This window comes from Amphritea sp. 1_MG-2023, assembly GCF_030547545.1.
Taxonomy (GTDB): domain Bacteria; phylum Pseudomonadota; class Gammaproteobacteria; order Pseudomonadales; family Balneatricaceae; genus Amphritea.
This window is the reverse complement of record NZ_JAUOQE010000004.1, coordinates 119,513-132,571: the sequence shown is the minus strand read 5'-3', so window position 1 is coordinate 132,571 and position 13,059 is coordinate 119,513. Positions and strand designations below refer to the sequence as shown.

Genomic DNA, 13,059 nt, shown 5'->3' with positions numbered 1-13,059 from the left:
TAACAGGAACATCTAACTATGCGCAGTCATTATTGCGGCGATCTCAGAAAAGAGCATATCGGCGAAGACATTACTTTGACGGGGTGGATTCACCGTCGTCGTGACCACGGTGGGGTTATCTTTCTGGATCTTCGTGACCGTGAGGGTCTCACTCAAGTAGTCTTCGATCCTGATCGTGAAGAGAGCTTCGCGTTGGCCGATAGCTGCCGGAATGAATATGTTGTCGAGGTTAAGGGGACTGTCCGCGGTCGCCCTGACGGTACTATTAACCCAGAGATGCCAACCGGTGAGATCGAAGTACTAGGTAAAGAGCTAGTGCTTCTGAATAAGTCAGAAACACCGCCTTTCCAGTTGGATGAGCATCAGCAGGTGGGTGAGGAAGTGCGTTTGCGGCATCGTTATATCGATCTGCGTCGTCCTGAAATGCAAGAGAAAATGCGCTTTCGCTCGAAGGTCACCATGGCGATTCGTAACTATCTCGATGAGCATGGTTTTCTTGATATTGAAACCCCTATTCTAAACCGAGCAACGCCAGAAGGTGCGCGTGATTATCTGGTGCCAAGTCGAGTACATGAAGGGCATTTCTTTGCCTTGCCACAGTCGCCGCAGTTATTTAAGCAGTTATTGATGGTGGCCGGTTTCGATCGTTATTATCAAGTGGCAAAATGTTTCCGTGACGAAGACCTGCGGGCCGATCGTCAACCTGAGTTTACTCAGATCGATATTGAAGCCTCATTCCTCGATGAGCAAGAGATCATGTCCATCGCCGAGACCATGATTCGCAAGCTATTCCTTGAGTTGAAAGGGATTGATCTAGGTGAATTTCCACGGATGCCGTATGGCGAAGCGATGCAGCGTTATGGATCGGATAAACCCGATCTGCGTTACCCGATGGAACTGGTTGACGTTGCCGATCTGATGGCTGAGATTGAATTCAAGGTATTTGCCGGACCGGCTAAGGATCCTCAAGGGCGTGTAGCTGCATTGAAAGTGCCTGGTGGCGCTAAATTAACCCGTAAAATTATCGACGAATATACAAAATTCGTCAGCATTTACGGTGCTAAAGGCTTGGCATGGATTAAAGTCAACGAACTTGAAAAAGGTGTTGAAGGCTTACAGTCTCCAATCGTTAAGTTCTTGGGTGCCGATGTCGCGATGGCCATTATGGAGCGCTTGGGTGCTGAAAATGGCGATATCATTTTCTTCGGTGCGGATAAGGAAAAAATTGTTTCTGAAGCCTTGGGTGCACTGCGTATTAAAGCGGGTGAAGACCTTGAGATGGCTCAGTGTGAGTGGGCCCCATTATGGGTGGTCGACTTCCCGATGTTTGAAGCAACCGATAATGGTGGCTTAACGGCGCTGCATCACCCGTTTACTGCGCCAAGTTGTAGTCCGGAAGAGCTTAAGGCGAGCCCGCTGACAGCGTTATCCCGTGCCTATGACATGGTCTTGAACGGTTGTGAATTGGGTGGTGGTTCAATCCGTATTCATGATCAGGCAATGCAGGCCTCTGTGCTGGATATCTTGGGTATCTCTGAAGAGGAAGCCGATGATAAATTTGGCTTCCTATTGAATGCGCTTAAGTTTGGTGCGCCACCGCATGGAGGTCTGGCGTTTGGTTTGGATCGTCTGATTATGCTGATGACGAACACCGACTCTATTCGTGAAGTGATTGCCTTCCCTAAAACACAGAGTTCGGCTTGTATGATGACGCAGGCGCCGGGTGAAGTGAGTGCGGCACAGCTACGTGAATTGAATATTAAGCTACGTAAAACACCTTAAAGTATTGCGTGTTTAATGATAAAGCCGTGCACTGCACGGCTTTTTTTATGGCGCTATCTAGGGTATTGTTGTCTGTATAAATAACCAGTACTTTGAGCCGATAATACAGTTATGTTGATTTTGGGGATAGATCCGGGTTCGCGGATTACCGGTTACGGTATTATCAATAGCATCGGTGCCAAGAATGAGTATGTTGCTAGCGGTTGTATTCGTCTGAAAGGTGATGAGTTAGCGACACGCTTAGCGCAGGTCTATGCTGGTGTTACGCAACTTATCGAGCAGTTTTGTCCGCAAGAGATGGCGATAGAGCAGGTCTTTATGGCCCGTAACCCTGATTCTGCACTGAAGTTGGGTCAAGCTCGTGGCGTGGCAATTGTGGCGGGTGCTAATCAAGGCTTAGAGGTGGCTGAATATGCGGCCCGCAAAGTTAAGCAGGCGGTGGTGGGCAATGGCTCGGCGGATAAATCGCAAGTGCAGCATATGGTTAAATCCATCCTTAAATTGCCAGGCCTTCCGCAAGCCGATGCGGCAGATGCATTGGCGATAGCGCTCTGTCATGCGCATACTCGCAGTAGCCTGATTATGATGGCAGGGGCAAAATCTAGTCGGGGAGGCCGTTTGCGGTGAAGGTTAACTGCGATTCTGTTACTCAAGGCATAGCAATTAAGCTCTATGATCAGGGCGAAAGAGAGAGAAAAGCACCGTGATAGGAAGATTAAAAGGTGAGTTGTTAGAGAAATATCCACCGCAACTGGTGATTGATGTCAACGGTGTAGGCTATGAAGTTGATGCCTCGATGAATACGTTTTATCAGTTGCCAGAGGTGGGGCGGCAGGTCACATTATTTACGCATATGGTCGTTAGGGAAGATGCACAGCTATTATATGGCTTTTATGAGCGCAGCGAACGTTCGTTGTTTCGTACACTGATTAAAGTGAATGGTGTCGGCCCTAAGCTGGCTTTGACTATTCTCTCGGGTATTAGTGTGAATGAGTTTGTGCAGTCAGTGCAGCATCAGGATACGGTGGCGTTAGTGCGTTTACCGGGGGTCGGCAAAAAAACGGCTGAACGTTTGATCGTTGAGATGCAGGATAAGCTGAAAGACTTTATGTTTGATGACGCAGTCGAATTCACCTTAACCGATGATATCGGTGGTGCGGCGCCCGTCATGCAAGTGGATAATCGAGCAGAGGCTGAAAGTGCTTTGGTTGCCTTGGGTTATAAGCCAGTGCAGGCGAGTAAATCGATCGCTCAAGCGGAAAAATCAATGCCGGGAGCCTCCAGCGAAGAGCTTATTCGTGCGGCTTTGAAAAGTATGGTGCAGGGATAGTAAGGCAATGTTAATGATAGGGTATCAGTCATGATCGAAGCGGATCGCTTTGTTACTCCGGTGGTTGCTGCGCCACAAGAGGAGGTTCAGGATAGGGCTATACGTCCGAAAGCGTTGCAGGATTATGTGGGTCAGCCGGTAGTCAAGGAGCAGATGGAGATCTTTATCGGTGCCGCGCGGAAGCGACAAGAGGCGTTGGATCATACACTGATTTTTGGTCCGCCGGGGCTGGGGAAGACGACGTTGGCGAACATTATTGCTAACGAGATGGAATGTAATATTAAGTCGACATCGGGGCCGGTACTTGAGAAAGCCGGAGATCTTGCGGCGATGTTAACCAATCTCGAGCCGGGGGATGTGCTATTTATTGATGAGATTCATCGTTTAAGTGCCTCGGTTGAAGAGGTGTTGTACCCCGCTATGGAGGATTATCAACTCGATATTATGATTGGCGAGGGGCCAGCGGCGCGCTCGATCAAATTGGAACTACCGCCTTTTACCTTAGTTGGGGCAACAACCCGAGCAGGCTTGCTGACCTCGCCGCTACGTGATCGTTTTGGGATTGTGCAACGATTGGAGTTTTACAATATTGATGATTTGACCGCTATTGTCGAGCGGTCGGCGCGCTTGTCTGGCGGCAGTGGTGTGGATCGTGAGGGCGCGCTTGAGATTGCGCGCCGCGCTCGGGGAACGCCCCGTATTGCCAATCGTTTGTTGCGTCGTGCTAGAGATTACGCCGAAGTGAAAGGTGATGGGCGGATCTCGTTAGCGATGGCGGATCTTGCGCTGAACATGTTGAATGTTGATGAGCATGGGTTTGATCATATGGATCGACGCTTATTATTAGCCATGATTGAGAAATTTGGTGGTGGGCCGGTAGGCGTCGATAGTTTAGCGGCGGCGATTAGTGAAGAGCGTGACACCATTGAAGATGTGCTCGAGCCTTATCTGATACAGCAAGGATTCATGATGCGTACGCCGCGAGGGCGGGTGGTAACAGACAACGCTTATCGTCACTTTGGTCTCGAATTGCCTGACCAAGATCAATAGAATAGGGATCAGTCGAGGATAACTGATTTATATCAACGCAGAGTGACAGTGAAGGGTTTAACTTTTAGCTTATGAACATAAAAAGTAATGTTTAGGGCGTTAAGTTATGAACACTAAGAAACTCGGTTGCATCAATGAAGCACAGCTGAAGCATCTGAAACGTGAGTTAGTTACTCTCTTGCAGCAGTTACAAGCAGACCTTGATGCTGAGCGCTTAGATCAGCAGGAAGAGAAGAATCAGTTAAGTTGCACTGAAGTGCTGGATCGTGCTGAGGCTTCAGCGGTTGTTGGACTGCAGCAAACAGGTTTATCGCATATGACGCAGCTTGAGGAGGAAATTCGCGAGTGCCAAAATGCACTCTCACGAGTAGAGGCCGGTCAATATGGTTATTGTCAGAGTTGCGCTGAAGAGATTGAATTAAATCGCCTAATGGCTAACCCAACGGCTATTTTATGTGTTGCCTGTCAGTCTAAAGAGGAGTTGCGCCGTAAAGGAGGCTCTTTGTAAGCGAGTCGATTTGCCATCAGCCGCCTTTCTGGCGGCTTTTTAATTTATTTATTATTTATTGAACTTTCAAACGCTTGCTGTCTCCAATCTTCGGACGCTGGTAGAGTGGTCGTATCACGTGCGCCTTAACTAATTTTTAATCGGCGCGAATATTATTTTTGTTGGAAAAAGGGCAGATTTTGCAGGCTGATCTCGCTACTATCAGAGTCAGTTTTTCAGATTTCATTACAAGGGGTTAGAAACGTGCCGGATAAAATGTCAATCTGGAGCTTGGTGGCTAATGCCAGCTTTGTTGTGCAGTTAGTCATGTTGTTGTTATTGCTGGCGTCAGTGTTGTCTTGGGTTATGATTTTTCAGCGTCACTTTGTCTTGCGGCAGGCGCAACAAAAGCTACGACTGTTTGAGGATCGCTTCTGGTCGGGTGTGGATCTGAGTCAGTTGTTTCGTGAGGTGAATGCTGATCCGGATAGCGATAATGGGGCTGAAAATATCTTCCGTGCTGGGCTGAAAGAGTTTAGTCGGTTGAGTCAGCAGTCGGGTGTCGAGCATCGAGATGCGATCATGGAAGGTGCGCAGCGCAGCATGCGTGTTGCGTTGGCTCGCGAAGAAGAAAAGCTAGAGATGCATTTGCCATTTCTCGCTACCGTCGGATCAACGAGCCCTTACGTCGGCTTGTTTGGTACGGTGTGGGGGATTATGAATTCATTTCGCGGTCTAGCAAATGTTCATCAGGCAACCTTAGCCTCTGTTGCGCCGGGTATTTCTGAGGCGTTGATTGCCACGGCTATTGGATTGTTCGCCGCTATTCCCGCGGTGATTGCGTATAACCGTTTCTCGGCTAAAACTGAAACACTGATGAATAGCTACGAAACGTTTGCCGATGAATTTTCAAGTGTTTTGCATCGTCGAGTGCACACTTCAAGCTAATCGGTAACGGGCCGCCACTATGATTCGCAGAGTGAAAAAAAAACGTAAACTGAATGCCGATATTAACGTGGTGCCTTACATCGACGTGATGATGGTGTTGTTGGTCATCTTCATGATTACAGCGCCGATGCTGACGCAGGGTGTCGATGTTCAGCTACCCAAGGCAGGCTCCGATCCTGTCGATACTCAAGATAATGAGCCATTGATCGTCACGGTTGATAAGCAGGGACGTTATTATATTGATGTGGGCGGCGACCCATTGGCAGCTATTGAGGGCGAGGTTGTCGCAGAGCGGGTTGCTAAGGTGTTAAGTAATAATCCCAATAAGTTATTGTTAGTACGGGGTGACAAGGGCGTCGACTATGATCATGTTATTCAGCTGATGTCACTTCTGCAGCAAGCGGGTGCTGAAAGCGTCGGCTTGGTAACCGAGTAATGAGATTGTGAATTTTCGAAGTTATTTGTTTCCTGCATTATTAGCGCTATTGCTTCATTCAGTGATATTGAGTGCGCTTTTTTATAGCTGGCTCGGTTATGCTGAAGATAAAAAACAGCTGACACCGCGGCATGTTAAAGCGCAGATAGTTGATCTTAAATCACAGTTGCAGGCGCAGCAGCGTGAACAGCAAGCAGAAGCGAAAAAGAAGGCCGATGCGCGTCAACGTGCGGATGCTCGTAAACAAGAAGCATTGAAAAAAGAGCAGCGCAAACAGGAGGCGATTAAGCAGCAACGGCTTAAGCAAGCGGCGGAAGAAAAGCAGCAGCAAGCCCGTGAAAAGGCGGCGGCATTGAAGCAAGCTGAGGCTAAGAAAAAAGCCGAGGCCGTTAAGCAAAAAGCGGCGCGTGAAAAAGCCGAGGCGCTGAGGAAAAAACAAGCGGCCGAAGCGGCTAAGCAGCAGGCAGAAGCGCGTCGTCAAGCGGACGCTAAACAAGCGGCCGAACGTCAGCAAGCTGAAGAGCAGCGTAAGCAACGAGAACGACAAGCGCAACAGCAGCGGGATGCAGCTTTAGCGGCGGCACTCGCGGCTGAAGAACAAGAGATGCAAGCGTTACAAGATCAGCAAGCAACGGCAGGCTATCTTGAGTATATCGCGGCGGAGATTGAGAATAACTGGCGCCGACCACCGAGTGCTCGGAATGGGATGACAGTGGTGTTGTCGCTTCATCTGCTACCAACGGGGGAGGTGGATAATGTCTATGTGGTTAACGGCAGTGGTGATGAGCATTTTGATGCCAGTGCTATTCGGGCCGTGAAGCGGGTTGATCGCTTTAGCGAGTTACAGAAAATGGACCCGATACTGTTCGATAGAAATTTTAGAAAGCTAACTCTTGAATATAATCCGTCAGATCTTCGCAGGTAATGAGTATGCAGCGTAGCCTTATTTTTATATTTGTTTGTTTATTCAGTTTGTTCGCCCGAGCTGAGTTGACGGTAGAAATTACTCAAGGGGTCGATGAACCAACGCCGATCGCCGTAGTCCCCTTTGCTTGGAGTGGTAATCAGGCGCTACCCGATGATGTTGCTAAGGTGATCGATGAAGATCTGTACCGCAGTGGCATGTTTAAAGTGATGTCGCGGGATAATATGCTGAGCTTCCCTGCTGATCGTAACTCGCTTTATTTTCGGGATTGGCGCATCAGCGGTAGTGACTTTGTTGTTATTGGACGCATTAGTGAGGCTGAAGGGCAGTTGAACGTTGCCTTTGAGCTCTACGATATTCTCAAAGAAGAGCGTATTATCGGTGAGGATATCAAAGCGAATCGAGAAAATCTGCGTGCCGTCGGTCACTATATTAGTGATAAAGTCTTTGAGGCGCTAACCGGCGTGCGTGGTGCATTTTCCACGCGTATTGTCTATGTCACGGCTAAACAGCTGGCGCCATCGAAGCATCGTTATCGCTTGATGCTAGCGGACTCCGATGGTTATAACCCGCGCACAATTCTGGAATCACACGAGCCTATTCTCTCTCCGGCTTGGTCGCAGGATTCATCTAAACTTGCGTATGTTTCTTTTGAGTCGGGTCGACCGGCGGTTTATATTCAATATTTAGCGACCGGTAAGCGGGAAAAGGTGCAGTCGTTCCGTGGCTTAAATGGTGCGCCTGCTTGGTCGCCAGATGGCAAAAAGCTGGCTTTAGTGCTGTCTAAGGATGGCAACCCAGAAGTTTATGTGTTGGATTTACAGCAGCGCCGCTTAACGCGTATTACACATCACTTTGGTATTGATACCGAGCCATCTTGGTCGCCGGATGGGCAATCGCTGATTTATACTTCAGATCGAGGCGGTCAGCCGCAGATTTATTCAATCTACCTGCCGACCCGAGATGTCACTCGGCTAACCTATGAGGGACAATATAATGCGCGTGGTCGTTTAACACAGGATGGCCGTTTTCTGGCGATGGTGCATCAGAATAATGGCTCATTTCATATCGCGGTGCAGGATTTGCGCACCGGACGAGTGGATCTGCTCACCGAAACCTTTATGGATGAATCACCGACGATTGCGCCAAACGGCAGTATTATTTTATATGCCACCCAAGAGGGTAATCGAGGAGTGTTGGCCGCAGTATCACTCGATGGGCGAGTGAAGTTTCGTTTACCATCGACGGATGGTGATGTGCGAGAGCCTGCTTGGTCGCCGTTTCAATAAGCTTGTTTGAGGCTGTCCTTGTTTCAATTGACGCCGTTGAGTGACAAGGTGACTGCGTCAGCCTACAAAGTTAAATCAATTAGTTAGAAAAGCTGATCGATTGTATTGCGGCTATTGCATTCGCACGAAGCAACCTTTACTTTAAGCAAGATTAAGGTTGTTTCGCATATGATTGGCTAATTATTAGGAGTATTTCATGCGTACTAAGAATTTTGGTAAAGCTACTGCTTTAGCGCTGACAGTTGTTTGGGCTGCGGGCTGTAGTACGACAAACACAACAGATACAGATACGATGGGCGGTGGCGCGACAACAGCCGTTCCTACGACAACGACTCAATCTGTTACCGACTCTGCTATGTCTGGAACATCGATGAGTGATGTGAAGAGCCTGGCGACTATTTTCTACTTTGACTTCGATCAGACTCAAGTTAAAGCTGAAGCAGCTGCAGCGTTACGCGGCCATGCTAAATATTTGGTTGCTAATCCCTCTGCTACGGTTGTGCTCGAAGGTCATGCCGATGAGCGTGGTACGCGTGAGTACAACATGGCGCTGGGTGAACGTCGTGCACAAGCTATTGCGCGTGTCTTGACGGTTAATGGTGTTTCTAGCAGTCAGATCGAGTTGGTTAGCTTCGGCGAAGAGAAGCCCGTTGTTATGGGTCATAATGATAGTTCATGGGCGCAGAATCGTCGGGTAGAACTGAAATATTAATCGCGTAAGGTTTTAGTCTCTATGCGAAAAGCATATCACTCTGCAGCGGCACTGATGCTATTAAGCGCCAGTGTCATTGCGGCTGATCCCGTTCAGGTGATCGAGTTACAGCTTGATGAAGGCACTAATCGATCGACGATCAATAGTGGTGCGATGCAATATCGTGGCGGCAACACTGATACCGCGATGATGTTGCAGCAGTTACAGGATGAAGTGCGTTCCCTGCGAGGGATGGTAGAGCAACAGCAATATCAGCTGCGGCAGATGGAGCAGCAGCAACGTGATCGTTATCGTGACTTAGATCGACGTATTTCGGCTGGAACGGCCTCATCGACAACCCTGAGCACCGGTCAGCCTGCTTCGACGTCAGCCTCGGTCGCTTTGCCGGCCGCTGATAGCACGCCTTCGGATGCGCAGGCGTATCAGCAGGCATTTGGTCTAGTGCGCAATAAAGACTTTACTGCCGCACTCGAAGCGTTTGATCAGTTTATTACCCTTTATCCTGATAGTCCTCGATTACCTAATGCCTATTATTGGGTGGGTGAAGTCAATCTGGCTGAGCAAAAGTTAGCCCCTGCTAAGGTGGCGTTTGAAGAAGTGCTGAATACCTTTCCGCAGCACAGAAAAGCCGCCGATGCGTCCTATAAGCTAGGTGTCATCTATCATCAGATGGGTGAGCAAGCTAGCGCGACAGAGATGTTTAATAATACTATCTCAGGTTATCCTGATAGTTCGGCAGCCAATTTGGCGCGAGACTATCTTAAACGATAATATCTGAGCATTCTTAAGGTTTTACAATGAGTACTTGTTCCAACAATGCGGTGGTATTGTTATCCGGTGGCCTTGATTCCGCGACTGCGCTAGCGATGGCGATTGAACGTGGTTTTAACTGTTATGTGCTGAGCTTTGACTATGGTCAGCGATCGCAAACCGAGTTGGCCGCCGCCAAAAGTATAACCGCTGCGCTTGATGTGAAAGAGCATCGAGTGATAAGGCTAAATCTTGAGGATTTTGGTGGTTCAGCCCTGACGGATAATAATATTGATGTACCTGATCATGAAGAAGAGGGTATTCCGGTAACTTATGTGCCGGCACGCAATACAGTATTCATGTCGTTGGCGCTGGCGTGGGCCGAAGTGCTGCACGCACAACATATCTTCATTGGCGTCAATGCGGTGGATTATTCCGGTTACCCTGATTGTCGCGCTGAATATATCGCTGCTTTTGAGCATATGGCTAATCTGGCGACTAAAACGGGCGTTGAAGGTGAGCGTTTGACCATTGAAACCCCGTTGATTGATCTTACCAAGGCGCAAATTATTCAGGAAGGTACTCGTTTGGGCGTCAATTATGGTTTAACGGTGTCCTGCTATCAGGCTGACGATGACGGTCGGGCTTGTGGTGTCTGTGATAGCTGCCGCTTGAGAGCTAAAGGGTTTGAAGATGCCGGCGTGTGTGATCCTACCCGTTACGTGGTCAAAGAATCATAGTTTTTTGAGTAGCAGAGAGCCCTTTTCACAAAGGGCGTCATCGCTAAGGCCATAAGATGGCTGCTTTTTGTCAGTTATCGATCGCCTTTGCATAGAATTAACATGCTCTGATCAATAGTGATGGTATAATACTCGCTTGTGTCTATTCAGTTACTGTTTCATTATCCGATTAAGAATATTTATTGATGTTGAATAAAGAAGAGCTTTCAGATCGTATCCTAGTTCAGGAGTATTTCGCCAAAGAACATCTTCCTGATGCCATGAATCTGCAGCAACAAGAAGAGTATAAGGCGCGCATTAAGCAACTTCTTATCGAGAAGGATGCTTGCCTAGTGGCGCACTATTATACGGATGAGGTGTTGCAGCAGTTGGCGGATGAAACCGGTGGCTGTGTCTCTGACTCACTTGAAATGGCTCGCTTTGGTAATACTCATCCGGCAAAAACGCTGCTTGTCGCCGGTGTTAAGTTTATGGGTGAAACGGCGAAAATACTCAACCCTGAGAAACGGGTTTTGATGCCGACACTGGAAGCAAACTGCTCACTCGATTTGGGTTGTCCTGCCGATGAATTCACCGCCTTCTGTGATGCCCATCCCGATCATGAGGTCGTGGTGTACGCTAACACATCGGCGGCGGTTAAGGCGCGCGCTGATTGGGTGGTGACGTCGGGTATCGCTTTGAAGGTTGTCGAGCACCTCGCTGAGCAGGGTAAAAAGATTATCTGGGCACCAGATAAGCATTTGGGTGCCTACGTGCAAAAGCAGACCGGCATTGAGATGCTGATGTGGGATGCTGCCTGTATTGTGCATGAGGAGTTTAAGGCGCAGCGATTGCTTGATTTGAAACAGGTTTATCCTGAAGCGGCGGTATTGGTGCATCCCGAGTCACCGGATGCGGTGGTTGAATTAGCGGATGTGGTTGGCTCGACAACGCAGATTATCAATGCGGCGCGAGAGTTACCCAATAAGCAGTTTATTGTCGCCACCGATCGGGCTATTTTCTACAAGATGCATCAGGCGGCACCGGGTAAGCAGTTTATCGAAGCGCCCACCGGTGGTTCGGGTGCGACGTGCCGTAGTTGCGCTCACTGTCCTTGGATGGCGATGAATGGGCTTGAAAATGTTCTTCAAGCGCTTGAGCATGGTAGCGATGAAATCGTTGTGGATGAGGCGTTAATTGATGATGCACGCCGTCCATTGCAGCGGATGCTGGATTTCTCTGCTCAAAATGGTTGAATGATCGATAACTCATAAAAAAGCCTGCATCTGCAGGCTTTTTTGTATCACGCTATACCGTTTTAGGCGTCGCGTCGATCGACCATGAAGGTTCCATAACCGGTAGCCACGAGCTTATCGCCGACATGAACATCGGTGCGCATTTTTACTCGCCGACGTTTCTCGTCTATCTCTTCAATGGTGCCGGTGGCTTTGGCGGTATCGCCCATGTAAACCGGGGCTTTAAATTTAATCGTTTGATCAATATAAATGGCGCCAGGCCCGGGTAGTCGAGTGCCTGCCACGGTTGATATCAGTGCGGCTGAGAACATGCCATGAACGATACGCTGCTTGAACGGAGTGGTTGCGGCATATTCACTATTCACATGGATCGGATTGTTATCACCAGAAATGCCTGCGAACATGTAAACATCGGATTCGGCAATCGTTTTGGCATAGGAAGCGCTCATACCTACTTCCAAGTCTTCCAGATAATAGCCGTGTAGTTCATCCATTAGTCATTCCTTTTTCATGTAATGCGTCACTGGGCAGCGCGTGTTTGCTGTGAAGTGACACGGAGTCTATATATGTCAAATACTAACCTAGTCAGCTGGTTTTGCAACGAACTATGTTATTAGTAAAACAGGTTTTTGTTGCAGTGCGAAGTGATTATTACGTTACTCGGCTGTTATCGGCTGTATGCTCTGCTATGAGGGAGGTCTTGGCGGTTGGGTTTGTGGCGATATTCAGCGCCCCAGTAGTTTTTTTAGTGTTGCAGTTTTTACAGGGCTATGGAGAATGGGCCGCTGAATTGCACAAGAGGGTAGTGTTGCTATGGTGATGAAAGTATTGTTGACGTTACTCGTGCTATTGATCGCGTATGTTTATCTGCAGCGTCGAGCTTTACGGCCTAGAGAGACGGCGCAGATGTTACCCCGAGAACGTGCCGTTGTTGATGAATCCTGTGTTGTACAACCGCGTAATCCTGTCAAGCTTATCGCGATAATGTTTATCGTGGTGTGTTTTGCTTTAACGGTGAGCTTTTTTACGTATCGCTGGTTTGATGGGCATCAGTTGCTACAGGTTACCCTGATCTCACCTCACAGTGATTCACCGCTGTATTATCAGGTGCGTAAGGCGCAGCTGCAGGAACGCAGCTTTACCACTCAAGCGGGTCAGATTATCCGCATCGGTGATCAGGATCGTTTGCAAATTGAACCGCTGATTGAGTAATCTCTATGGGTTAATGTTGTTATTGATTGGGCGATTTTCATGCGCAGTACCCAGAGGGCTTAAGTCATTATTGTCACGGTGGCTTTTTCTGAGTTAGCCGCTCATCATCGCTAAACTTCATTACACTGGGTTTAGTCGCATGATCAGTGTTATAGGATTTTGT

At 48.5% G+C, this 13,059-nt stretch carries 15 protein-coding genes; 14 read left to right on the top strand and 1 reads right to left on the bottom strand.

Translation table 11 applies throughout. The features are described 5' to 3' along the window. Positions 1-18 precede the first annotated feature (18 nt). The 13 genes from aspS (at position 19) to nadA (ending at position 11,684) form a co-directional block, all read left to right on the top strand. Positions 19-1,782, top strand: coding sequence for an aspartate--tRNA ligase (gene aspS / locus Q4488_RS04175; protein ID WP_303579206.1), 1,764 nt, complete (start codon positions 19-21; stop codon positions 1,780-1,782). Positions 1,783-1,893: 111 nt separating this feature from the next. Continuing rightward, positions 1,894-2,409, top strand: a complete 516-nt coding sequence (gene ruvC, locus Q4488_RS04170; RefSeq protein WP_303579205.1) for a crossover junction endodeoxyribonuclease RuvC — start codon at positions 1,894-1,896, stop codon at positions 2,407-2,409. Positions 2,410-2,485: 76 nt separating this feature from the next. After that, the gene (gene ruvA, locus Q4488_RS04165) at positions 2,486-3,112 is read left to right on the top strand and encodes a Holliday junction branch migration protein RuvA (protein ID WP_303579204.1); all 627 of its coding nucleotides are present in this window, start codon (positions 2,486-2,488) and stop codon (positions 3,110-3,112) included. Between the two features lie 30 nt (positions 3,113-3,142). Next, on the top strand, positions 3,143-4,162 hold the full coding sequence (gene ruvB, locus Q4488_RS04160; RefSeq protein WP_303579203.1) for a Holliday junction branch migration DNA helicase RuvB: 1,020 nt from the start codon (positions 3,143-3,145) through the stop codon (positions 4,160-4,162). A 106-nt stretch (positions 4,163-4,268) separates the two neighbouring features. Further along, positions 4,269-4,670, top strand: a complete 402-nt coding sequence (locus Q4488_RS04155) for a TraR/DksA family transcriptional regulator (protein WP_303579202.1) — start codon at positions 4,269-4,271, stop codon at positions 4,668-4,670. Between the two features lie 243 nt (positions 4,671-4,913). Beyond that, entirely contained in the window at positions 4,914-5,597 is a 684-nt protein-coding gene (tolQ, locus tag Q4488_RS04150) for a protein TolQ (RefSeq protein WP_368411567.1), read from the top strand. 19 nt (positions 5,598-5,616) lie between these two features. Continuing rightward, on the top strand, positions 5,617-6,033 hold the full coding sequence (gene tolR, locus Q4488_RS04145; protein WP_303579201.1) for a protein TolR: 417 nt from the start codon (positions 5,617-5,619) through the stop codon (positions 6,031-6,033). Between the two features lie 7 nt (positions 6,034-6,040). Continuing rightward, positions 6,041-6,958: a cell envelope integrity protein TolA gene (gene tolA, locus Q4488_RS04140; RefSeq protein ID WP_303579200.1), complete on the top strand. Its 918-nt coding sequence runs from the start codon at positions 6,041-6,043 to the stop codon at positions 6,956-6,958. 5 nt (positions 6,959-6,963) lie between these two features. Continuing rightward, the gene (tolB, locus tag Q4488_RS04135) at positions 6,964-8,247 is read left to right on the top strand and encodes a Tol-Pal system beta propeller repeat protein TolB (protein WP_303579199.1); all 1,284 of its coding nucleotides are present in this window, start codon (positions 6,964-6,966) and stop codon (positions 8,245-8,247) included. 196 nt (positions 8,248-8,443) lie between these two features. Beyond that, positions 8,444-8,959, top strand: coding sequence for a peptidoglycan-associated lipoprotein Pal (pal, locus tag Q4488_RS04130; protein ID WP_303579198.1), 516 nt, complete (start codon positions 8,444-8,446; stop codon positions 8,957-8,959). A gap of 21 nt (positions 8,960-8,980) precedes the next feature. Continuing rightward, a complete protein-coding gene (gene ybgF / locus Q4488_RS04125) occupies positions 8,981-9,730 on the top strand; it encodes a tol-pal system protein YbgF (protein WP_303579197.1) in 750 nt (249 codons plus the stop codon). A 26-nt stretch (positions 9,731-9,756) separates the two neighbouring features. Continuing rightward, positions 9,757-10,449 (top strand): 7-cyano-7-deazaguanine synthase QueC, encoded by a 693-nt coding sequence (gene queC, locus Q4488_RS04120; protein ID WP_303579196.1) that lies wholly within the window; start codon positions 9,757-9,759, stop codon positions 10,447-10,449. Between the two features lie 185 nt (positions 10,450-10,634). After that, on the top strand, positions 10,635-11,684 hold the full coding sequence (gene nadA / locus Q4488_RS04115) for a quinolinate synthase NadA (RefSeq protein ID WP_303579195.1): 1,050 nt from the start codon (positions 10,635-10,637) through the stop codon (positions 11,682-11,684). 62 nt (positions 11,685-11,746) lie between these two features. On the opposite strand, the gene Q4488_RS04110 is transcribed toward nadA, so the two are convergent. Further along, a complete protein-coding gene (locus tag Q4488_RS04110; protein WP_303579194.1) occupies positions 11,747-12,178 on the bottom strand; it encodes a MaoC family dehydratase in 432 nt (143 codons plus the stop codon). Positions 12,179-12,497: 319 nt separating this feature from the next. Here Q4488_RS04110 and Q4488_RS04105 point away from each other — a divergent pair, with 319 nt between their 5' ends. Beyond that, positions 12,498-12,896 carry a hypothetical protein gene (locus Q4488_RS04105; protein WP_303579193.1) on the top strand — a complete coding sequence of 133 codons (399 nt, stop codon included), beginning with the start codon at positions 12,498-12,500 and terminating at the stop codon, positions 12,894-12,896. The last annotated feature ends 163 nt before the right edge of the window (positions 12,897-13,059 follow it).

Bases quoted from the DNA above. Each gene is read 5' to 3' on its own strand.
- tolR (WP_303579201.1), top strand. From the start codon at position 5,617: ATGATTCGCAGAGTGAAAAAAAAACGTAAACTGAATGCCGATATTAAC.
- Q4488_RS04110 (WP_303579194.1), bottom strand. From the start codon at position 12,178: ATGGATGAACTACACGGCTATTATCTGGAAGACTTGGAAGTAGGTATG.
- pal (WP_303579198.1), top strand. From the start codon at position 8,444: ATGCGTACTAAGAATTTTGGTAAAGCTACTGCTTTAGCGCTGACAGTT.
- queC (WP_303579196.1), top strand. From the start codon at position 9,757: ATGAGTACTTGTTCCAACAATGCGGTGGTATTGTTATCCGGTGGCCTT.
- ybgF (WP_303579197.1), top strand. From the start codon at position 8,981: ATGCGAAAAGCATATCACTCTGCAGCGGCACTGATGCTATTAAGCGCC.
- aspS (WP_303579206.1), top strand. From the start codon at position 19: ATGCGCAGTCATTATTGCGGCGATCTCAGAAAAGAGCATATCGGCGAA.
- Q4488_RS04105 (WP_303579193.1), top strand. From the start codon at position 12,498: ATGGTGATGAAAGTATTGTTGACGTTACTCGTGCTATTGATCGCGTAT.
- tolB (WP_303579199.1), top strand. From the start codon at position 6,964: ATGCAGCGTAGCCTTATTTTTATATTTGTTTGTTTATTCAGTTTGTTC.
- nadA (WP_303579195.1), top strand. From the start codon at position 10,635: ATGTTGAATAAAGAAGAGCTTTCAGATCGTATCCTAGTTCAGGAGTAT.
- ruvB (WP_303579203.1), top strand. From the start codon at position 3,143: ATGATCGAAGCGGATCGCTTTGTTACTCCGGTGGTTGCTGCGCCACAA.
- Q4488_RS04155 (WP_303579202.1), top strand. From the start codon at position 4,269: ATGAACACTAAGAAACTCGGTTGCATCAATGAAGCACAGCTGAAGCAT.
- ruvC (WP_303579205.1), top strand. From the start codon at position 1,894: ATGTTGATTTTGGGGATAGATCCGGGTTCGCGGATTACCGGTTACGGT.